Source organism: Paenibacillus ilasis (assembly GCF_043195395.1).
Classification (GTDB): Bacteria; Bacillota; Bacilli; order Paenibacillales; family Paenibacillaceae; genus Paenibacillus_AQ; species Paenibacillus_AQ lautus.
Window position 1 is genome coordinate 257,448 of record NZ_JBHDJG010000001.1, and the last position, 22,638, is coordinate 280,085.

The following is a 22,638-nucleotide window of genomic DNA, read 5'->3' on the forward strand; positions in this document are numbered from 1 at the left end:
GGGTACTTGAATGAAACGATTATCGGTAATACAGAAACCTCTCCATAAAGGTAAAGCGTCATCGGAACAAGGAAGCGTGGTGGTGGAAGCTGCACTTGTGCTGCCGATGTTTATGTTTTTTGTCATTTTTCTCATTTATATCGTGCAAATGACGTTAATATCGACAGCACTCCAGAATACCGTTTCGGATACGGTCAAAACCGTAGCGGCTCATATGTATCCCGTCTCGCTAGCCGTACAGGCCAATGCTGGTGGCAGTGGGACAGGAGAAGGCTCACCAAGCACATCTCATTGGGAGATTCCTAAATTGTCGCTTTCTGATTGGGTTTCGAATTACAGCGACTCTCTTCCTGCTCCTGTTAATGAGTGGATCACGCAAGCCGTAGCGTCAGGCGAGGAGCCGCTGCAGCAGCTTAAGAACCAAACCGTGGAAGCCGTACTCGATCCCGTGGTCAAGCCGATGATGAAGCCGTTCATACCTGAACATCTTCTGGATTATGATCGAATCCATGTGTCCAATGTTCACATTCCCAATTTGAAGAGCGGGGCGAGTCCCTATTTCGGCATAGAGGTGAATTACGCGCTTCCGATCCGAGTTCCTTTCTTGAACAAACGAATTGTGCTGCAGGCAAAGGCTCAGGAGAGATTATGGATTGGTGATACCGGCGAAGGAGGGGCGGGTTCAGGGGACGGCTCGGGAACGAACGGGGCTATCGAGCTGCTGGAAAAGCCGAATCCGGCTGTGGCTAGCAAGCAGGCTAAGGTAAAAGTAAAAGTAGAGCCGGGAAGCAGTGCCCAATTGTCGGTCTACTATAAGAGTGGTCAGAGCACGGCTAAATATTTGGGATGGGAAACCGCGGACGGTAACGGCTATATCGAGTGGGAATGGAATGTAGGCTTTAATACAACGCCGGGAACGTGGCTGTTTGTCGTAGAGACAGCAGACGGGCAGCGGATTGAGGTGCCGTTTACGGTAGTGGCGCGGTCGGGTTCATGAGGCGTTCGAAAGTAAGGTTATGAAATAAAAGTTCCAAAAAAAGAATCGCATTATAAAGGCGTCCAGGATTTGCAATCTAAAGAAGTGTCCAAGAGAAGCAATCTAAGAAGCGTTTTAAGAGAAGCGTTCCAAAGAAATATCCAGGAAAAGTCCTTCCAAAGAAGCAATTCATTGTGCATCCATTTAATGTTCTATTAAGGCTGTTCCTTTGAATAGTCGCGCGGGGGAGGTTGATACGTGTGGCCGTTGCCTTTGGTATTTGTGCCGTTTACCTGATTGCAGCATTCATTACAGACCTTCGTTCCATGAAAATACCGAATGTATTAACCGTTTCGGCGATGCTGTCCGGTCCTGTCTATCATGGCGTTCTGGACGGGTGGAAGGGGGTGTTCTTTTCTTTGCAGGGTCTTGGAGCAGGGTTTCTTATCTTGTTGATCATGTATTTTATAGGAGCTGTAGGAGCGGGTGACGTTAAGCTGTTTGGAGGGATTGGTGCCTGGACCGGCTTATGGTTTACCTTACAGGGCATCATGTACTCTGTCCTTTTTGCCGGTGTCATCGGGTTGCTCATCCTGCTCTGGCGGCGGGAAACGATGAAGCGAATACGCAATGTCGTTGGCAGTATCGCCGGAGTTTTTGTTATGAAGAGCTGGTTGCTATGGCGCAACAGCCAGGAGGAACACTTGCGATTCCCCTTTATGATGGCTGTCCTTCCTGGCGTAATCAGCACGTATGTAGTACTTCACTTATAGGAGGGGGGAGCCTATGCTCGGATTAAAGGTGGATTTTAAGCAGAACGGTGGAACCATGATGGTGCTGGACCGGGCTGAAGGAATCCAATCATCAGAACTTAATCATGTACAGCTGGGAATGATCCGTTCTTCGAGAATCCCTCATTTTCTGAAGCTGCATATGAAAGAAGTCGATTACAAAGTAACGTTGGAATATGATATTACCGGCAAAAAAATGCTGTCTCAAGCGTTGAAGAGTGAGCGAATGACGCTGACCGAATATTTTGGATTGCTGCTGCAGATCGTCACCGCTCTGGAGGACAGCAAGTTGTATATGCTCCAACCCGAGAACTACATTCTTCATGAGGATTATCTGTTTATTGAAGGTTCCCTGCATCTTGGCACTTTATATTTAACTTATGTTCCCCTTGCAGCTAGCGAAGCAAGCAGCAATCGTCTTCCGATTTTGCTCAAAGAGCTAATGACAAGGTTGCTTGCATCGGTGACGGAGTTAAAAGGGGGAGGGATACAGGCACTGATGTCGTTCTGCAGTGAACAAAGCTTCAATCTGCCGGGACTAAAGAAGCTTGTGGTCGAGCTGTTAGCTGGAGAGGGTGAAGAGCATCGTGCTGTAACTCAAGCAAATGCAGCAGTGCCTTCAGGTCTGAATCAAGGATCTCCCTATACCGATAGTCAATCAAGCAGCTTGGGCTCCAAGCCTGCATTCGCATTTACAGAACCGGCTCGTGGGCGGACAGCAATGCCGCAGACGGAGAGTGACATCCACACGGATAAACAGAGTTTAATCCGAGGTCTGACGGAACGTACGAATGAGATGTTTGGGAAGAGGGGCAAGAGCGAGGAAATGAATTCTCATGGGGGTCGAAGCCCCTTGGGTTCAACTCCTCCGTGGTTACCTGATACGGATACGGATGATACAAATTCAGATGATGCGGACAATGACAAGACTTCACCGGTTCGTACCTATATTTTGTTAGGATGTTTGCTCGCCGCAGCGGGAGCTTGGAGATTGTTGTATATGAATCAGCGCTCTCCACTGATGTTGGGGGTATCGGTTGGGATTACGATTCTACTTGCTGCAGTAGCCTGGCTTGGCTGGACAGGTAAACTCCAGCTGCTATCACGGAGATCCGGCGATTGGTCCGGTTCCCTGCCAATGTTCGAGTCAACAGAGCTTAGCCCGCAGGAGCATTCCAAGTGGAAGTCCGTCCCACGTTTTCAGGCGGATCCTTTATCGGGGCTTCTTGGGGATAACTCGGAAACAGACGCTGGAAAAGCAGCAGCAGAGCTTGAGGAGGGGAAAGAGAATTGGAGATGGCGGGTTCCTAAATCTCCAGTTAACTCCGAGAGAGTTCACCATGCAGCGGGATTTCCCGCACAGTCTCCGCAGGGCCATGCTTATTCGCGTCCATCTGAGGCAGCAGCTGCGGCAGAGGATTCGTATGGGGAAGAGGGGGATTATTATGCCCATTTGTCTCAACGGACGGAGGTGCTTTCATCCTCTGGAGGCGGGGGAGCTACCGTCCTGCTAAGTCCGGATGCTGCAGCCCGTCCAGCCGTGCAACATTCAGCAGGAGTTTACCTCGAACTAAACGAACCGAATACAGCCACCCCACAGCGGATAGAACTGCATCAGCCCCATTTCATCATCGGCCGTTCTCCCGACGTAGCCCAATTCGTCGCGCAGGGAGTGGGGACTTCACGGGCGCATGTCGAGCTTTCGCGCGAAAGCGGAGGGTACGTCCTGAAGGATTTGGGTTCTAGAAACGGTACGATGTTGAAGGGAGAATCCATGGTGCCTTATAAAGAATATCCTCTGATGGAGGGGGATGTTTTTATTATTGCGGGATGGTCGTTTACCTTGCGCAGGGGTTAATTATTGCAGAAAAAAACCAAGGTGTTTCCTGATTTATTTGGGGAAGGCTTTTGGTTTTTTCTTGTTTTGTTTTAACTAGATCTTTAGAAACACTTGATTCGATACCTATGGTAAAATATACCCATAACAATAATAGTACTAAGTAAATATATTCCAGTGTGTTTTGGATTAAGTTGTTGCCAATTTCGTCGATGAAATTGGGCTACCAGAGGAGCCAAAACGTTGATGAGAAAGGATCGCCAAAACTTTTTGAACAACCTATGCATGAAAACAACAATTGATGCAAGATGCAATTGAGGCGGCAGACGATATCCTTCCTTTGACAAAGATCGAGACAGGAAATCTATCATTTACTTAATTTTCGAGAGTAACGAAGGGAGATGAGTTGTAGGAATGACATCTTACATATTTCAAGAGGTTATGAATCAAAAACCAAGACCCGTTTTTTTTGGTGTAACTGTATCTGAGAAGACATGGACGCTTTTAGAAGTATTGGCAAGGGGTGTACATATAGTTCTTTCCTCTTTATTTCTCATAGCAATCTTTTTTTTCGAATTTTCAGGAGTTGAAATATTTCTAGGGGGGTTGCTTTCGGTCTTCATCCTCAAATTTCTAAATTGGCAGGATAAGAAATATAGCAAGAGATTAGAACGGTGGGAGGAAGAAGTTGTAGATAAATATTATGAAATGTATCCTGTTACGAAAGTCTCAGATTCAATTTATAACATTAAATTCTATGATATTAATGCGTTGTCAGAAGAGGGATTATATCACTCTGCTTGTGAAGTATCTTTTTTTCTTTCAGAAGACATTAAGCTTGGCGAGGTCGACATAGATATTTTGAATCATCATGAAAAACCTATGATTACATATCATTTCATTCCAGCAGATTTAAACATATACGGAGAGGATTTATTTTTCCTTCCGACTCTGGTTATTTCAAAAGCTGATATAGATTTTATAGTAGAAGATAACAATAAAAGTGTGATGGAAATTCTGAAGGAGAAGAAACAGACAGTTGCTAAGGCGATTGAGGATTGATAACTCTCGAAGTGTGGACGACACATAGATGTGCTAATGTGAAAAAACATAAATTCATTAATCTACCGATAATCAGGGCAGCGTCTATACTTCTCCGGCCTATCAAGAAGCCGTAAGGAGAAAAGGCACTACCATGAGCATGTCCCGCATGGGTACGCTCGCTGATAATGCCTCCATCGAATTTTTATAACGAGCTTGAATAGATCATGTACTCCGTATCTCCGGTTGGGTCCAGGTACCAGTAAGCTACCTTTTTCGAGTAATTATAAGATCCTCCGTACAAGGGCCAGCGTGTAACATACATATTGTATTCAGGAACGAAAATATTATATTGGGCATCATACCCGCTTGGGTAAGAGGAACTCGCAAAGAATGTAATGATAAATACGTAGACTTTTTTGTATCCGTATTTTTTATGTACATGGTCGGCAATGTTCTTGGTCAACAGATGCCCCGTTGAAGGTTTGCTGTCAAAGGTGTCGATAATATTCTGCATCGTTTGTTCATCCGAAATTTCTACGGCAATGGAAAGTGTATCCGAATCGTCGGTTACGCCATAAGTTAAGTTATTTAGGTGCAATTTTCCGAAAGAGAGATTGGAGTATTTGGATTCCAACTCCTCTTGGATTTTTACGGCTTTTGTTTTTACCGGCGGAATCGGTGTAGGCTTAGGAACAAAGGGCTCTGTCCCCTTGTAACTGGTAATGTCGATGGTGTTTCCATTTACGGCGAGGGTTGCTCCAGTGGCCTCGCTGATGAAGCGAAGCGGAACGAAAATGTTTCCGTTCAAGGATACCGGAGGAGATTCGAGCAGCATTCGTGAGCCGTTTACATAGGCGTTTTTGTTGCCAACAGTCAGCACAAGGTTGATCCCTTTTTTAGTCCCTGTAATCTGCTGTTTAGCGGGATCCCACTTTACAGAGAGGCCCAAGCTTTTGAATATCGGAGCGAATTGTACCAGGGTCACCCCGTCTCGCAAAATAGGGGACTGTCGCAGCCCTACTTTAACGCCATCCACATTGACGATATTGGCTGGCGCAGCTCCTGCGGCTGGTACAATACATGTAAATAGTAAAACTATAATAATTGCTAATTTCAACTTCACGCCATTCTTTCCTCCTAGGACTATTGGATTATATTTCTTATAACAGTCTATTATACTTGAATTATGATTTATTTCCATCATTTTCTTGGGTCTAAAAACAGGCCAAGTTGATTCGTATCCCATCAATTTATCGAAATTAAAAAACGAATCCCCCTGATCCTCTGTATGAGGACTAGGGGGAGTTATATTCCGGACCAAACGGTTTGTCCGAACATTTGAATGAAGCAAGTACCGTCGTTCCATTTAGGTTGTGTTATTACTTATTGATCAAATGCTGATAAGGCTTGTAGTCGATTTCCTTCTTCTGTAGGAAATTCATCAGGAATTTGTAATCCCGCTTCGGCGTAGCCACGATGTAACCTTTGATGCAGTGATCCCGGGTGACTTCGGTTGCGCCGGATTCGACGGCGATTTTGCCGATTTCGGCTGCAATGGAGTGTTTGGCGATATCCCGGAACGGCCCCGGTACAGGCTGCACTAGCTCGTCCAGAAATGCTTTGGATTCATCCGTCCACAGCGGGCGGCTTCGCTCTACCCAGTAATTTTGCCAATCGAGCTTTGATTTGCCGTCGGCTTTGGGAAGCACTTTCAGAAACTTGCGGAACATGAAAAATCCGCCGATGCCCATCAGCCCGAGCATGACCCATCCCCAGAAGGCAATGGAGTTCATGAACCATGACGGCGGTGCACTGGACGACAAATAGCCCATGACGGCCCCTGTGCTGTTCATCTGTATATCACCTCAATGATTATTGTCACATGACACTTTCATGAGAATTATAACGCATTTCTAGATTTATTTCGATATACAAGCTAAAATAGGTGTAATTGTGTGTTAAAAAAGGGGGATGCAGCATGTTGAAAATTGGTTCCCACGTGTCGTTTTCGGACAAGGGATTGCTGACTGCGACGGCTGAAGCCACATCATATGGCTCCAGCTCGTTCATGATATATACCGGCGCACCGCAAAATACGCGCCGCAAGCCGATCGATTCCATGTTTATCGAAGAAGGCAAGGCTGCCATGCAGGAAAGCGGGATTGAAGAAATCGTGGTCCACGCGCCTTACATTATTAACCTTGGATCGTACAAGCCCAATACGTTTGAGCTGGCGGTTAGCTTTCTGCAGGAGGAGATTCGCCGCACGCATGCGGTCGGCGTGAAGAACATCGTTCTCCATCCCGGCGCATATACCGATAAGGATGCGGAATACGGCATCGACCGAATTGCCGAAGGGCTCAATGAAGTGCTCGGCGGTACGGATGAGACCGAAGTGAAGATTGCGCTGGAGACGATGGCCGGCAAAGGCACCGAGATGGGACGCAGTTTTGAAGAAATTGCTTCCATTATTGATAAGGTGAAGTACAATGACCGTTTGGCCATCTGCCTCGACACCTGCCATATTCATGATGCAGGTTACGATATCGTAAATGATCTGGACGGCGTCCTGGAGCAGTTCGACAAGCTGATCGGACTCGACCGTTTAACGGTCGTCCACGTGAATGACAGCAAGAATCCGCGTGGAGCGGGTAAAGACCGTCATACGCCGATTGGAACCGGATGGATCGGCTATGAAGCCATCCAAAGAGTGGTTCATCATGAGAAGCTCCAGGGCAGACCGTTTATTCTGGAGACGCCGTGGATCGGTAAGGATCCAAAGACGCAGCGTCCGATGTATGAGATCGAGATTGCGCTTCTGCGCGGGGATGTGGAAGGCCGTTTCGGGTCAACTTTTGCTGAGCAAGTAGAAGAACTGGACGCTTTCTTTGCCAAGGAAGGCATCGAATCCCGTTCGTTTGTGCTGGATACCTGGACACTGTTGAAGAATGATGCCAAAGCCAAAAAAGCCGATCCGCGCGAACCGATGGAGCGCCTGTACGATATGGTCATGGCAGCAGGCCTGCTGTCCGACCTTTCGGAGGAGCAGATCAATCAGCGCCTGATCGCTTGGTTGTCCGGTGCTCCCCTGAATTCATAAGCTTCATTAGAAATGGCTTTATATTAAGAATACTAAGGCATTCTCAGGATAACGTCCGCATGTCGCGGTATGTTTTCCTGGGAGGCCGTTTGACGTTAATTGCAGATTTAAAAGGAGGATCACCGAGTCTCATGGAAATTCACATCAAGAAGGATCTGCCGTCTGCGGCAGGTCAGTACCCTAATCGTGCCCGCATGCTGATCTCCTGTCCGGATGGACCGGGAATTGTGGCAGCGGTCTCCCAATTTCTGTACCAGCATGGCGCCAACATCGTTCAGTCTGACCAATACACGATGGATCCGGCCGGCGGCATGTTTTTTATGCGGGTTGAATTTGATCTGGAGGATTTGAATACAAAGCTTCCCAAGCTGGAAGAATCCTTCCGGGAAGTTGCCGATCAATTCCGTATGGAATGGAATATCTACCATGCAGCCCGTAAGAAACGACTGGCGATTTTTGTTTCCAAAGAAGATCACTGCCTTGTTGAGCTGTTGTGGCAATGGCAGGCCGGCGACCTGGATGCGGATATCGCATTGGTCGTAAGTAACCATCTGGATATGAAGGAATACGTGGAATCGTTCGGTATCCCGTATCACCATATTCCGGTTACGGCGGATACGAAGCCACAAGCGGAGCAGCGTCAGCTGGATGTGATCGGCAATGATATCGACGTGATTATCCTTGCACGTTACATGCAGATTATTTCGCCAACCTTTATCGAACATTACCGGAACCGGATTATCAACATTCACCATTCCTTCCTTCCGGCCTTTGTCGGCGGCAAGCCTTATGCGCAAGCTTATAACCGCGGGGTGAAAATTATCGGAGCCACCGCCCATTATGTAACCGAAGAGCTGGATGGCGGACCGATTATTGAGCAGGATGTGCAGCGCGTTAGTCACCGTGACGATGTCAACGAGTTGAAGCGTATTGGCCGTACCATCGAACGCGTAGTGCTTGCAAGAGCTGTCAAATGGCATGTCGAGGATCGGATTCTGGTGCATAACAATAAAACGGTTGTCTTCAACTAACGATTGCAAATAAGGCTGTATTCGGACGATTCATCATAGATAGTACAATGGAGCAGCCTAACACTTTAACGCTGCAATGGATTACCCCTTGATCCCGCTCCTCTTATTGGAGTGGGATTTTTATTTATGGAAGGAAACGTCAAACTTTTTATAAATTCGACTCGTCAATATAGTTGAACTTGTGAAGAGAACCTTTACATACGTCTTATGAACCTATGTGTCATTTTTCATGCGAAAGCAATTTATATGTGGAGAGGGGAATCATCAGTTGTCGTTTTATACAAAAAAAACGTGGATGTTGCTGCCGATGGTGGCGCTGCTGATTGTTGCAACGTTATCCTTGTCGATTCCGGCCGGAAACGTCTACGCCGACGGAGCGAAGATTGGGATTCAATCCGAAATGGGTTATCAAGGCAAGATTAAACATGATAAATGGAATCCGCTCAAACTGACCTTAACCAGCGACCGGGATATATCCGGTGACGTGGTTGTGCAGATTCAGAACTACAATGGCTTTGGATATCAAACTTCCTACGTCCAGCAGGTCGACCTGCCGAAGGATACGCCGAAGGAAGTCGTGATCGGCATTCCAGGGGCCGTGCTGAATAAAGATAATAACCAGATCCTCTTCTATGAAGGATCTTATACCAAGGGGAAGCAGATTCCGTTTGCCTCAGGTAAAAATTACGTGCAGGCTTCTCCGTATCAAGGCGCACTCATCGCCGTGTTATCCGATGATCCGGATACGATGAATTTCATGAATGTCCTTAACGGCAAGGGCAACAGCGTGAACGTGTTCCCGCTTAAGAACGCCAGCGTTCCATCGGATGGAATGCTGCTGAACGGACTGGACGTCATCGTGATCAACAATTTTGCTTCCGATACGCTGTCAGAGCCGCAGCGCAAGGCGATTACAGATTGGGTAAATAGCGGCGGCACCCTGATTCTGGCCGGTGGCGCGGGATATACCAAAACAGCGGCGCCGTTTGCCGACATAACGCCGGTCGTGGCGAATGGCACTACAACCGTGAACTCACTGGCCGAGCTGGAGAAGCTTGGCGGGAAACCGCTGAAACTGGATGGGGCCTTTACCATTTCTACAGCGAAAGCGGTGGAAGGCGCCCAAATCGGGATTGAAGCGGACGGACAACCTTTGTTTGCCTCGAAGGCCTATGGCCAGGGAAGTGTTCAATATGCGGCTTATGATCTGGCCATGGAACCGGTGAGCTCATGGGCGGGCCATCCGGATGCGTGGGCATCGATATTGCGCAATAACCTTCCCATGATGGGTGCGCAGAATGGCATGTACTCCAATTCGCTTATGGACAGTTTGAATTACGTTTTGGAGTATTTTCCATCGTTGAAGATGCCTTCCTTCACTCTGTTGTTGTGGATGCTCATTATTTATGCGATCGTTGTTGCGCCGCTGCTCTACTACATCTTGAAAAAGGCGGACAAGCGGGAATGGGCATGGTTCTTGATCCCGATCATTGCCGTCATCGCGAGCGGTTCCGTCTACGTGGTCGGTTCATCGGACAAGACGCGGGAACTCGCGCACACCATCAACTTGATTGAACTAAACGGTCAAGGGGATGCGGTTAAATCGACGGCTTCGGCATTTTTCACGCCTCGAAGCGGGAACTATGCTTTGGAGTTTCCGGAGAATACGTATTTGAGAACGGGGCAGTCTCAGAACAGGTTTGGAGGAATGGGCGAGAATAAGAATTTTGTCCGAGTGGAGCAGGAGTCCACGACGCTGGAGCTTCGCGACATGTCCCAATGGTCATTAGCCAAGGTATGGGTGGACAATCAAGGGACCGAGGAGATGGGGCGTCTGGGCATGGATTTGAAGCTGGATCCCAAAGGGGAATTAAACGGTAAGGTCACCAATGACACGATTAACGATTTGACCGAGGTTGTGTTGGTTGTCGGAGGCAAAGCCTACAAGCTGGGAGATATCAAGAAGGGAGAGGCGGCAGCCGTTCCTCAGGACCCGAAACAAATCATCAAATTTACGGGCGGTGACTTGTCCGGGATGCTGTACCCTTATTCGCAGAATGATCCGAAACAGCGCGAGCGCGATATTTTGTCCCAATACGGATATTCCAACAGAATGGTTAACAGGGATGCTTACATTTTGGGATGGAGCAAGGATCATTTGACGAATTATACGCTGAAAGGCGCTGAGGTGGACAGCGATCAGCTCAATTTCTGGATACAGCCGGTGGAGATGGATTGGGGACTGAACGGGGAGATCAACATTCCTTACGGCTTCCTGTCTCCTGAGATCTCACAGGTGAATGCGCCGATGTTCGGGGTTTACCCTCATGGGGTCGAAATGGGACAGGGCAGCTTGATTGCCGAATTCCCATTAATATCTGAAGGCAACGTAAAGTATTCGGAATTGTCCATGAAAGGCACCAAATTCAACAACAACGTCACGATGGAGATCTGGAACTCCAAGAAGAGTGAATGGGAGCCTGCTACAAACACGAACAATGTGTTTACCATTACCAAAAATCCGGAGCAATATATCGTAGGGAATCGGATCCGTTTCATGATCACCGCCAAGGATCAGACCAACTTTATGATGCCTGAGCTGTCTGTGAAGGGGGAGGCCACTCCATGATCGAAATTAGAAACCTGAGTAAAAAATACGGAACGTTCCATGCGTTGAAGGACATCAGTCTTCATATCGAAAAAGGGACGGTATTTGGATTTGTTGGTCCGAACGGAGCAGGCAAATCCACGACGATGTCCATATTGGCCACCTTGATGCTGCCAACATCGGGCGTTGCCAAGGTCGGCGGCTATGACGTGACCCAGCATCCTAAAGAGGTCCGCAAGCGAATCGGCTACATGCCCGACTTCTTCGGCGTGTACGATCAGTTGAAGTCTACTGAATATTTGCATTTTTACGGGGCAAGTTACGGCATTCCGCGCGCCGAGCGGGAACAGCTCATTCCGCAGCTCCTGGAGCTCGTCAACCTGAGCGACAAAGCGGATACGTACGTCGACAGTCTCTCGCGTGGCATGAAGCAGCGTTTATGTCTTGCCCGGTGCCTGGTGCATGATCCGGACGTACTGATTCTGGATGAGCCGGCTTCGGGGCTGGATCCGCGGGCGCGGATCGAGATGCGTGAAATCTTGAAGGAATTGAAGCTTATGGGCAAGACGATCATCATTTCGTCGCATATTTTGCCTGAGCTGGCGGAGATGGTGGATGAAATCGGCGTGATCGAGCACGGCGAGATGGTTGCCCAAGGCAAGGTGGCCGATATTCAGAGCCGTCTCCGCGTGAAAAAAGTCATCCACATCCGCACGCTCGAGCGCGAAGAGGAACTGGCCGAGAAGTTGCGGGACGAACCGTTTGTCACGTCGGTATTAACGGATAACACGGGCGTCCATGTTCATTACGGCGGGGATGATTCGCAGCAAAGCGCTCTGCTGCGGCAGGTGGTCTCCTGGGAAATTCCGATTGTCTCGTTTCAGGAAGCGCAGAGCAATCTGGAGGATGTATTCCTCGAAATTACCAAAGGAGGACCCCGCGAATGAATTGGAGCAGAAAGCTAATTAATCCGGTCATTGACAAGGAATTTCGGCTGCGGATGCGTTCTACGCGTTCCATGCTGTCGGTGTTATTTTATGTGTTGGCGCTCGGAGCCGTTGCGATGGGCTTCATTTACCTTTTCTTATATTTGGGACAGCGAGGACCCCAGCGATTCGATCCGCAGATGAGCCAAATGATGTTCTATGTGCTGAGTTTTGCTCAGCTTGTCCTCATCGCGTTCATGGCGCCTGCTCTTACCGCCGGCGTCATCAGCAGCGAGCGGGAGAAGCAAACGCTGAGCATGCTGCTGACGACGCAGCAGAGCTCGGCGACGATTGTGCTGAGCAAGCTGGTGTCGGCACTCAGCTTCATGACATTGATCGTGCTGGCCACCCTGCCGGTATACAGCATTGTTTTCCTGTATGGGGGGATTTCGCCGAAACAGCTCATATCCGTCTTTGTTTTTTATTTATTCGTGATGCTGCTGCTCGGTTCGCTTGGCGTGATGTTCTCGACTTTATTCAAAAGAACCATCGTTGCGATTATTGTCACCTACGGTGCGGGACTAATTATCTTCCTTATAACAGGGCTGCTGTATTTGTTCTTTATGGGGATTGAACAGCAGAATATGTATCAAAGCGGGCAGGCGCCAACGCCGGGCAGCTATTCCTGGGTCGGATATTTGCTGGGTCTGAATCCGGCCGGGGCGATGATGAGTTTGTTTAACCCGTCCTTCTCAAAAGAAGTATTCCTGCTGCACGGCGGAAGTTTGAACAGCAAGGCACCCATTGAATTGTGGCTGGAATTTTTCATCGTCTATTCGGTGGTGATCGTTCTCGCGCTGTGGGTTGCCGTACGGAATATCCGCCCTGTCGCAAGGCGGAAACGTAAGGATAAGAACGAAGCACAGCTCCCGCAAGAACCGGAAATGACGCGGGACGAAGCGTAACCTAAAGCATAAGAGTACGCTAAGGAGGAAGAGCAATGGACAACATCATGCGTTTTATCGAAGCTGCGAGACGGCGGCTGCAGCGCTTCCGCATCATCACGTATGTTTTATACGGACTGATGGCAGGGTTTGCCGCGCTGCTGCTGCTTCTGGTGCTGGGGAGATTCGTGCCCATAGCCTGGCTTCCCGTCGCATCCGTGGCCGTTCCTGTCGGGGCAGGCTTCGTGGGCTGGTTATGGGGATGGCTGCATCGGGTTCCGATCGAAGAGGCCGCTTCAGCGATGGATCATGTTCCGGACGGAGCGGAGCGAAGCGACATGATGGTGACGGCACTATCGTTCAAAGAAGAGGAATCGCAGGCCGCTAAATGGCAGCGCGAGCAGGCGGAACGCTATGGTGCACGTTTTGCGGAGCAATTGCCGGAGCGTCTTCCGTACCCTAGTCGTAAAAGACATCTCTTGATCTGTGGCGCTTCGCTGGCTGCCGTGCTCATCCTTGTTTTTGTTCCAAACCCGATGGATAAGAAGGTGGAAGCGGCAAAAGAGGTGCAGAGCTGGATGAAGGAGCAGGCAGCCAAAACCGAAAAGCTTGCGGAAGAGATCCCGAAAGAAACGCTCAATCCTGCCGACAGTAGGAAACTGCAGGAGAAGCTGGATGCCTTGAAAAAAGCGCTGGACCGTGAGAAGCATCCCGAGCAAGCGCTGGAGAAGCTGGAAGAAGCGATGAAAGAGCTGGAGAAAATAGCGAAACAGCAGGAGGAAAAAGCAAAGGCATTGTCTGAGCTGGCTAAGCAAATGCAGCAGGAGAAGGCGTTGTCCCAGGTGGGAAAAAAGCTTGCCGAAGGCATGGCTGATGAGCTGAAGCAGGAAATGAAGAAACTCACCGAGCAGGTGAAAAAGATGTCCCAGGAAGAGAAGGACGAACTGTCCGATGCTTTGAAAAAATTGGCTGAGGAAGCCGCCAAGCAGATGGAGGACGGGAAGCTGGAGCAAGAGCTCAAGAAAGCGGCCGATTCGCTGAAGGAAGGCAAGCTGCCGAAGGAGCTGGAAGAAGCGCTCCAGCAGCTGGCCGAGGAGCTGGCCAAAGCGGCGCAAGCCAAAGCCGCGTCGGACAGTCAATCGCAATCCGCCGCTTCGCTGGCGTCCTCTCTTGCTTCGCAAGGACTGAGCTTGGCCGATCAGATGACGGCAGCCGGGATGTCGGTATCCGATGCCTGGAGTAACGGCGGCAGTGCCGAGGCGCTGGCGCAGGCCGGATCCGGGGAAGGCTCGGGAGAAGAAGGCGAAGGCTCGGAGGGAAGCTCCGGGGAAGGCGGCTCCGGGGCCGGTCAAGGTCAAGGTCAAGGTGCCGGCAGTGGGTCCGGTTCGGGGAGCGGCTCTGGGTCAGGAGCAGGCTCCGGCTCAGGTGGCAGCGGCAGTGGAGGATCGGGAAGCGGGACCGGCAGCGGAGCCGGCCTTGGCTCAGGCGGTCGCGAGCTTGTGACGATCCCCAGGGATTACAAGGGTAGCGGCAATGTGCAAAACGATTCCGGCCAGATCAAAGGCAGCGGCGGAGATATTCAGAAGGGCGGCGTTTCGCCGACCGTTCCCGGCATGTCCAGGCCTTATGAGGAAGTGTACCGCGATTATGAGACCGAAGCGCGCAAAACGTTAGATCGCAATCCGCTGCCTGACCAGATGCAAGGCTTGGTTGAGGAATATTTCATACAGATCAATCCGAATCCGTAGGGGATGGAAGAGCCAACCGATCACGGAAGCTAGAATGAGTACTTGAACTTTACCAAGAAGATGGAGGTTTCGTCCATGTCGGATATTGCAGTGAGACCACAGGAATGGATGGAGAAAATATCAGGCCTGCGGGAACATATCGGGAAGGTGATTGTCGGGCAGCAGGATGTTGTGGAGCAGATGCTCTGGTGTATCTTTGCTGGAGGGCACGCCCTCCTGGAGGGGATTCCGGGCCTCGGTAAAACGATGCTCGTCCGCACGGTGTCGGAAGCGTTGGAATTGTCCTTTTCCCGTATTCAGTTCACGCCGGATTTGATGCCGAGCGATATAACGGGCACCAACATCTTGTCGTTCGGGCAGCATGGAGACACCGGGATGACCTTTCAAAAGGGTCCGCTGTTCAGCAGCATCGTGCTGGCTGATGAGATCAACCGGGCCACGCCCAAAACCCAGAGCGCCTTGCTGGAGGCCATGCAGGAGAAGACCGTCACGGTGGGCGGGGTAACCCATCAGCTGCCCAAACCTTTCTTTGTTCTGGCGACGCAAAACCCATTGGAAAACGAGGGGACATATCCCTTGCCGGAGGCGCAGCTTGACCGCTTTCTGCTGAAGATCGAAGTATCGTATCCGAGTGCGGATGAACTGAAGGAAATCGTGAAGCGGACGACGTCCTCCCACGAATTCCAGGTGGAACGACAAATGACCGGAGACGAGCTGCTGGAAATCCAGCGCGGAGCCCGGGAAGTGCTGGTTGCCGAGGAGATTTTGGACTATGCGGTTCGTCTGCTCATGATGACGCATCCGCAAGAGGCTGCGGCCCCGGAGGCGGTACGAAAATACGTCCAGTTCGGTTCCGGACCGCGGGGCATTCAGTCCATCATATCCGTGAGCAAGGTCCGTGCATTGTGCAGCGGGCGGATGCATGTATCGACGGGGGATATTCGCGCCGTGGCTTTATCGGCGCTGCGCCACCGTTTGTTCCTGAATTTTGAGGGGCAGGCGCTCGGCATCACGACAGACCATGTCATTCAGGAGGTTCTGCAAGCGCTGGAGGCATCCGCGTGAGCGGAGACGGGCACCTGCTTCCTCCGGAGTGGCTTCCGCGTCTGGAGCGATTGAGTCTGGAGGCCAAGCGACGGGTTGCCGGAACGCTGCAGGGAAAGAGACGATCCCGCCGGCTTGGTTCATCCCTCGAGTTCGCCGATTACCGAGTATATTCTCCCGGGGATGATGTCCGCAGGTTTGACTGGGGCGTCTATTCCCGTACGGGAAAAGCATTCGTGCGTCAATTCATGGACGAGCAGGAGCTGACAGTCAGTCTATTCGTGGATTGCTCGGCATCCATGGGGGCCGAAATGTCATCATCATCTGAATCATCGGCTGCGGATCCGGCGGGAACGAAGGGAAGCCCGAAATGGCTGCTCGCACGTCAACTCGCCGCCAGCATCGGCTACATGGCATTGTCCTCCTACGACAGGCTGCAGGTCGCCTGTTACAGCCGTTCGATTAACGCCCGTCTTCCGATCATGAGAGGAAAGGGCTCGGCCCATCGTCTGTTTTCATTCCTGCAAGGGGCAGAAACGGGAGGTGAGGGCAGCTTGGGTGCTGCGCTTGCCGTTCCTGGTGCACTCCCCCGGCAGCCGGGGATGACCTGGGTGTTCTCGGATTTTTGGCTGGAGGGCGGCGAGGAGGAATTGTTCAGAGCGCTTTCCCTTTTGTCCGGTACCGGACAGGAAGTGGTGCTGGTGCATGTTTTGTCGAGGGAAGAACTGGAGCCTAAATTGACCGGCGATTTGCGATTGGTCGACAGCGAAACGATGAGCGGCAAGGAAGTGGCATTGACGGGTAAAGTGCTCGATGCTTACAAAGAGGAGCTGGAGCGGTACCGGACGATGCTCTCCCGCGTGTGCGCGGAGCGGGGAATGTCTTACGTGCTCATTCCGGCGGATATGCCGCTTACGGACGCGATGTTCGGGGTACTGGCAGGAGCAGGACTCGTTACTGGATAAGGCGAGATCTCATGCAGGGTCCGGTGTCTGAGCATCTGCCGGATGTTCTCCGCTTTGGAAAGCTTGGCGACAAGGTAACACCGGTAAATACACAAGCTATGAAAAGTAGGCTTCACTAGCACCTGTCTGTGATCTCTAGAAACGAACAAGCAGGAAACGCATTAAATCTAGGAAGAGATGGATAGGCCTACATCCGATGCTTGGGGAAAACAGGCAAGTCTCGTTAGTCAGGGTCCACGGGAGTAAGGAGGGGACACGTTGGGGATTCAATCTTGGCTGAGTTTATGGTTCGGTTTAACGCTGCCGGCCATCGTGCTTATGTATATGTTCAAACGAAAATATGTGGATACAACCGTTCCCAGCCACTTGCTGTGGGAGCGGGTGCTTCGGAACCTGGAGGCCAACAGGCCGTGGCAGAAGCTGCAGAACCGGCTTCTGCTGTGGCTCCAGCTGCTTGCTGCTGCGCTGATGGTCTTCGCACTGATGCAGCCCTTTATGCAGGTGTCTGGCGGAGGCAGCGCCCATGTGGTCATCGTTGCCGATACCTCGGGCAGCATGAGCGCGCAGATTCAGCCTTCGGCCGAAGGTGAAGCCGCATCCAGGCTGCAATGGATGCAGGAACGAATTAAGGAATACGTGAAGGACCAAGGGAGACGGAGCGAGATCACCCTCCTGTCCGTGGGAGCAAGTCCCATGACGCTGGTCTCCCATGAAAGCGACCGCGCCGCCATCGATAAGGCCGTGGATGGGTTGCGGCCCTATTACGGCCAGGCATCCTACAGGGAAACCTTATCGCTCGCTTCCGCTCTGACACGGGAAGAACATGATGCAGAAGTCGTTATTTTTACAGATAGCTATTGGAAGCAGGATACGGCTCCCATATCGTTTCAGGTTCCAGTATCCGTGGAGAAGGTACAAGGGGAACACCCTCTTAACGTTTCCATCGACCAATTCGGCATTTCACTCAAGGGTGAAACAGGTTCATCCTATGCGGCGGTCGCCGTCCTCAGCACGAATGCCAAGGAATCGATCTCGGCCGAAGTGAATCTTTACGGAGATGAACAACTGCTGACCAGCAAGGTACTTGAATTGGAGCCGGGGAAGAGATTAACCGAATCCTTTGCCGATCTGCCGTTTGCCGAAGTGTACCGACTTGAATTATCCCGGGATGACGGGTATGCGGCAGACAATCAATCCTTTGCATTCGGTTTGGGTCACGGATCTTCGCGTGTCCTTCTGCTGACTTCGGGCAATTTGTTCCTGGAGAAGGCCCTGCAGCTAAGCGGAGCCGAAGTCACCCGGGTTGCCTTAGATGGCTCCGAAGACAAGAAGGATGAGGAGCCAGGCCCGGATCAAAATACGGACAAGGGCAGCGCCGCATCGGATGTACCGCCCGTACCCGATGGCGAATTTGATCTGCTCGTCATAGACGGGAGCATGCCGGAAGGGTTCAAGGAAGGGAAGTGGGCGGAGCTGGCTGCCAAAACGCCGCTCTGGACGATCGGCGGAGAAGGTTCCAAAGTCGGAAGCCAAGGAGGACGCGCCGTGCTTGCCAAGCATCCGGTGACCGCCTACGTAACCTTATCGGGCGTCTATTTCGGCACGCTGGTGGATCAGGCCCCTGCCTGGGGGGAACCTGTAGTCAAGCTGGGGGATCAACCCATCGTTTATGCAGGAAGCGAAAACGGGCGACCGCGCTTGTCGTTTAATTTCCTGCTTCAGGATAGCGATCTTCCGTTGTCGCCGGAATTCCCGGTCATGGTCAGCAATGCACTGGAGTGGATGACCTCAGGCAAGGGAAGCGGTCTTGGCCGATATATGGCCGGCACGCAAGCGGATATCCCGATTGCGGCGGATACGGTAGCAGCCAACTGGGTACCCAAGAGCGGTCTTGCTCTTACTGACGGCCTTCCTGCTGCGGAAGCTCTCCGGAATGAGCAAGGGATATCGCCGGTACAGCTCGTGCCGGAATATCCGGGGCTGTACGCTTTTGAGCAGCAGAATGAAGCGGGCGAGAAGCTTAGCTTTTGGCTTGCTGTAACGGCAGACCCGTACGAGGCGGATTGGAGCAACGATCAAAGCCCGACCGTGAGTCAAACGTCACCGAACTCGGATGATCCGGCGGCTGGTGATCGTGCCGGAATGTCCGGGGACAGCGAAACGGCAAGCCGTGCCGGTTCGTTAATGCCATGGCTGGCTGCCTTGGCACTTGCTGTGATCGCAGCGGAATGGGGGGTGTACCAGCGTGGGCGTTCAATTTAGCCAACCATGGTTGTTGCTGCTGTTGATTCCGGCAGGAGTGTTTCTCTATTACGCATACACATCGGATTTTCGGCTCAGCGGTTTTCGCAAGAAATTGGCCTTATTTTTTAGAACCTGCGTCATTCTGTTATTGATTCTTATGCTTTCGGGTCTGCACGGTTATACCGTCTTGCGGGATAAACAGGTCGTGTACTTGGCGGACCGTTCCGACAGTATGGGGGATTCGGCCCGGATCACGAACTGGATTAACGATTCCCTTGCGGCAAAAGGCGAGAAGGATGGCACGGCTGTAGTTTCTACAGGTCTTGAAGGCGCCGTGGAACGGCGTTTATCCTCTGCCGAGAATGCAGGTGCCTCTTTAAATGCGCTGCTGGAGCAGCAGTTTACGGGGCTGGAGTCCGGTCTTCAGCTCGCGGGAAGCTTGTTCGAGGGCAACAGCGATTCCAGAATCGTGTTGATTTCGGACGGGGAAGAGAATGTAGGCAGCATGGCAGCGGCGGGAAGGCTGCTGAAGGATCGGGGCATTGCGGTGGATGTGCTTCCGACTCCGAAGCAGGCGATCCAGGATGTTGCCGTGGAGGAACTGAAGGTACCGGATAAACTGTATCAAGCAGAGTCGTTCTACGTGGAGGTCATGATCCGGAGCACGTTTAAGACCTCCGGTGAATTGCGCATTTACGAGGACAACCGCGAGATCGGCCGGGAAAGAGTGGACGTAACCCCGGGCGAGAACCGGTATGCCGTGAAAGGCCTGGCCAAGAATCCGGGACTTCATCGTTACCGTGCCGAAATCTTCATGGACGGGGATGAAGCATCCGCCAATAATGCAGCGTTCGATTTTACCCGGGTGGAAGGTCCGCCGAACGTACTGATCGTGGAAGGAACCCCGGGAACGTCGGGGAATATCACGGCAGCCCTCGAGTCCGGCATGATCGGCACCGAGGTGGTTCCGCCCGAGCTGCTCCCGCTGGAAGCGGCCAAGTATGCCGTGTACGACAGCATCATCTTTAATAATGTCTCGGGCAGTGACGTCGGCGGCAAACAGATGGAGCTGATCGAGCAGGCGGTCCGCAGCTTCGGCATCGGGTTTATGATGGCGGGGGGCGAGGACAGCTTCGGGATGGGCGGATATTTTAAAACCCCGATTGAAAAAGCGCTGCCGGTCTCGATGGAGCTGGAAGGCAAGCGGGAGATTCCATCGCTTGGTCTCATCCTCGTCATTGACCGTTCGGGGAGCATGGATGGCAACAAGATCGAATTGGCCAAGGAATCGGCTATGCGCACGGTGGAGCTGCTGAGAGCCAAGGATACGGTCGGCGTCGTTGCTTTTGACGATCAGCCGTGGTGGGTCGTTCCGCCGCAGAAGCTCGGGGACAAGGAAGAGGTGCTCAGCAGCATCCAGTCGATTCCGAGCGCAGGAGGAACCAACATCTATCCTGCCGTTTCCTCGGCGCTTGAAGAAATGCTGAAGATTAAGGCCCAGCGCAGACATATCATTCTGATGACCGACGGACAATCCGCCATGAATTCCGGGTATCAGGACCTGACCGATACGATGGTGGAGAACAAAATCACGATGTCTTCGGTAGCGGTCGGGATGGATGCCGATACCAACCTGCTTCAATCCTTGGCGGATGCGGCCAAAGGACGTTATTACTTCGTTGAGGATGAAACGACGCTGCCGGCGGTATTCAGCCGGGAGGCCGTCATGCTGGCCAAATCCTATATCGTGGATAAACCCTTTGTCCCGGCCGTTCAGAATGCGGGCGATTGGGCGAGTCTATTCCAGCAGGGCGTTCCGGGGCTTTATGGTTATGTTGCGGCAACGCCGAAGTCTTCCGCCCAGACGGTATTGTCCAGTCCGGAGCCGGACCCGATCCTGTCACGATGGCAGTACGGATCCGGACGAACGGTGGCATGGACGAGCGATTTAAGCGGAAAGTGGTCCAAGGAATGGGTATCGTGGTCCGGCTTTGCCAACACGTTGACCGAAATTGTGAAGTGGACATTCCCGCAGTTTACGTCGTCGCCCTATGAAGTGGCTACCGAGACGGCCGGCAACCAAGTAAAGCTCCAAGTTATGGCAGAGGGCGAGAATCCGCCGGAGAAGCTGAATGCGGTGATCGGGGACGATGAAGCCGGCGAGCAGACGGTAGAGCTATTTCAGGAGGCGCCAGGTCGTTATACCGGACTCGTCAACGTATCCAAGCCGGGAGCCTTCCTCATGTCCCTTGAGGACGCGAGCGGGAAAGAGCCGCTGCAAGCCGCGCCAGGCACCGGTTTTGTCGTGCCGTATTCTCCGGAATACCGGCTGTCCTCCGGCAGCGGCGAGGAAGCCATGAAGCGGCTGGCCGAGGTGACCGGTGGCCGTGTACTATCCTGGGATAACCCGGCCGAAGTGTTCGACCGGCAGGCGACCTCGCGGATGAAACTCCACGATTGGAGTTATCCGCTGCTGGCGGCGGCCCTGCTGCTGTGGGTCGCCGACATCGCCGTGCGGCGCCTGGCTCTGCCATGGGGCGCCATCGGCGCAAGGCTGGCCGCCCTGCTCCGCAGGCGGCCGGCACCTGCCGGCGAGGCCGCGCGTGACGCCGGCCTCGAGCGGCTGGCGGCGCGCAAAGCCCGCGCCGCCCAGTTCTACGGCGGCAGCTCCGCGAAGCCGCCGCAGGCCCCGCCCGCGCGCGAGCGCAGCGGCGCGGCCCATGGTGCCGGGGGCGGAAGCCCTGCCCCGGCACCCGGCGCAGCTCCGGCAGGGGGCCGCAAGGCCCCGCCGGAGGCGCGCGATTCGCAGCGGGCGGATGCCCCGCTGCGGGAAGAGCGGCCGGCCCAGGCGAAGCCGGCCGCAAGCCAGGGCGCGCGCAAGGGAAGCGCGCCCCCGCCGCCTCCCCCGCCGCCGCAGGCGCAGGGGGACGGCCAAGGCCGGCCCGAGGGAACCGGGCCGGCTCCGGAAGGAGGCTCCTCCATGGATCGCCTCCTCAAAGCCAAAAAACGCGGCACGCGCTGATGTGCCGCCTCACGCTTCGGTCCAGCTGTTCAATATACAGCCGGACCGAAGCTTTTTTTAATTGTCGGATGAAGTAACTTTTTCCATGCCGCCGATGTCCGTAAAATCGTTTAACGGATGTCGAATCCGGTTATAACCGGACTATTAAGGGAAATAATGCAAGGGGGATGTCGCTCTCCCTGACGGCTTTTACACAACTTTGACAATTACGTTATGGAAATGAAAGACGTGTGGTGATACAATAAGAGTCAAAATGATATTCTCAACATTCCTAACTGCTCTGATACCATATGGATTGGGGCTGGAGGGGCGTAAGAAGCCTTCATTTTCGAAGCTTACTATGGAAAAGATTTGAGGA

16 protein-coding genes are annotated in these 22,638 nt (G+C 52.3%); 14 read left to right on the plus strand and 2 right to left on the minus strand.

Features of this window, described 5'->3' with window-relative positions:
- The first annotated feature begins 10 nt into the window (after positions 1-10).
- From ACETK5_RS01440 to ACETK5_RS01455, 4 genes are all read left to right on the plus strand, one after another.
- Positions 11-997: a TadE/TadG family type IV pilus assembly protein gene (locus ACETK5_RS01440; RefSeq protein WP_394054166.1), complete on the plus strand. Its 987-nt coding sequence runs from the start codon at positions 11-13 to the stop codon at positions 995-997.
- A gap of 239 nt (positions 998-1,236) precedes the next feature.
- A complete protein-coding gene (locus tag ACETK5_RS01445; RefSeq protein ID WP_394054167.1) occupies positions 1,237-1,749 on the plus strand; it encodes an A24 family peptidase in 513 nt (170 codons plus the stop codon).
- Positions 1,750-1,762: 13 nt separating this feature from the next.
- On the plus strand, positions 1,763-3,625 hold the full coding sequence (locus tag ACETK5_RS01450; protein ID WP_394054168.1) for a DUF6382 domain-containing protein: 1,863 nt from the start codon (positions 1,763-1,765) through the stop codon (positions 3,623-3,625).
- Positions 3,626-4,045: 420 nt separating this feature from the next.
- The gene (locus ACETK5_RS01455; RefSeq protein ID WP_394054169.1) at positions 4,046-4,666 is read left to right on the plus strand and encodes a hypothetical protein; all 621 of its coding nucleotides are present in this window, start codon (positions 4,046-4,048) and stop codon (positions 4,664-4,666) included.
- A gap of 184 nt (positions 4,667-4,850) precedes the next feature.
- Here ACETK5_RS01455 and ACETK5_RS01460 read toward each other — a convergent pair whose 3' ends face one another.
- Positions 4,851-5,771, minus strand: coding sequence for a copper amine oxidase N-terminal domain-containing protein (locus ACETK5_RS01460; protein ID WP_394054170.1), 921 nt, complete (start codon positions 5,769-5,771; stop codon positions 4,851-4,853).
- Positions 5,772-6,027: 256 nt separating this feature from the next.
- The gene (locus tag ACETK5_RS01465) at positions 6,028-6,501 is read right to left on the minus strand and encodes a DUF2621 domain-containing protein (RefSeq protein WP_127595663.1); all 474 of its coding nucleotides are present in this window, start codon (positions 6,499-6,501) and stop codon (positions 6,028-6,030) included.
- A 125-nt stretch (positions 6,502-6,626) separates the two neighbouring features.
- On the opposite strand from ACETK5_RS01465, the gene ACETK5_RS01470 reads away from it, so the two are divergent.
- The 10 genes from ACETK5_RS01470 (at position 6,627) to ACETK5_RS01515 (ending at position 22,280) form a co-directional block, all read left to right on the plus strand.
- Positions 6,627-7,748, plus strand: coding sequence for a deoxyribonuclease IV (locus ACETK5_RS01470; protein ID WP_394054171.1), 1,122 nt, complete (start codon positions 6,627-6,629; stop codon positions 7,746-7,748).
- A gap of 131 nt (positions 7,749-7,879) precedes the next feature.
- Positions 7,880-8,779 carry a formyltetrahydrofolate deformylase gene (purU, locus tag ACETK5_RS01475; RefSeq protein ID WP_394054172.1) on the plus strand — a complete coding sequence of 300 codons (900 nt, stop codon included), beginning with the start codon at positions 7,880-7,882 and terminating at the stop codon, positions 8,777-8,779.
- A gap of 268 nt (positions 8,780-9,047) precedes the next feature.
- Positions 9,048-11,408 (plus strand): DUF7408 domain-containing protein, encoded by a 2,361-nt coding sequence (locus ACETK5_RS01480; protein ID WP_243390825.1) that lies wholly within the window; start codon positions 9,048-9,050, stop codon positions 11,406-11,408.
- A complete protein-coding gene (locus ACETK5_RS01485; RefSeq protein WP_394054173.1) occupies positions 11,405-12,334 on the plus strand; it encodes an ABC transporter ATP-binding protein in 930 nt (309 codons plus the stop codon). Before ACETK5_RS01480 ends, ACETK5_RS01485 begins: the two co-directional genes overlap by 4 nt.
- Positions 12,331-13,278 carry an ABC transporter permease gene (locus tag ACETK5_RS01490; RefSeq protein ID WP_100539039.1) on the plus strand — a complete coding sequence of 316 codons (948 nt, stop codon included), beginning with the start codon at positions 12,331-12,333 and terminating at the stop codon, positions 13,276-13,278. The genes ACETK5_RS01485 and ACETK5_RS01490 overlap by 4 nt, the downstream gene beginning before the upstream one ends.
- 35 nt (positions 13,279-13,313) lie before the next feature.
- Positions 13,314-15,005, plus strand: a complete 1,692-nt coding sequence (locus tag ACETK5_RS01495; RefSeq protein WP_394054174.1) for a phage tail tape measure protein — start codon at positions 13,314-13,316, stop codon at positions 15,003-15,005.
- A 75-nt stretch (positions 15,006-15,080) separates the two neighbouring features.
- Positions 15,081-16,070 carry an AAA family ATPase gene (locus ACETK5_RS01500; protein WP_100539037.1) on the plus strand — a complete coding sequence of 330 codons (990 nt, stop codon included), beginning with the start codon at positions 15,081-15,083 and terminating at the stop codon, positions 16,068-16,070.
- Positions 16,067-17,014, plus strand: coding sequence for a DUF58 domain-containing protein (locus ACETK5_RS01505; RefSeq protein ID WP_394054175.1), 948 nt, complete (start codon positions 16,067-16,069; stop codon positions 17,012-17,014). Before ACETK5_RS01500 ends, ACETK5_RS01505 begins: the two co-directional genes overlap by 4 nt.
- Before the next feature lie 258 nt (positions 17,015-17,272).
- A complete protein-coding gene (locus ACETK5_RS01510; RefSeq protein ID WP_394054176.1) occupies positions 17,273-19,276 on the plus strand; it encodes a vWA domain-containing protein in 2,004 nt (667 codons plus the stop codon).
- Entirely contained in the window at positions 19,260-22,280 is a 3,021-nt protein-coding gene (locus tag ACETK5_RS01515) for a VWA domain-containing protein (protein WP_394054177.1), read from the plus strand. Before ACETK5_RS01510 ends, ACETK5_RS01515 begins: the two co-directional genes overlap by 17 nt.
- The last annotated feature ends 358 nt before the right edge of the window (positions 22,281-22,638 follow it).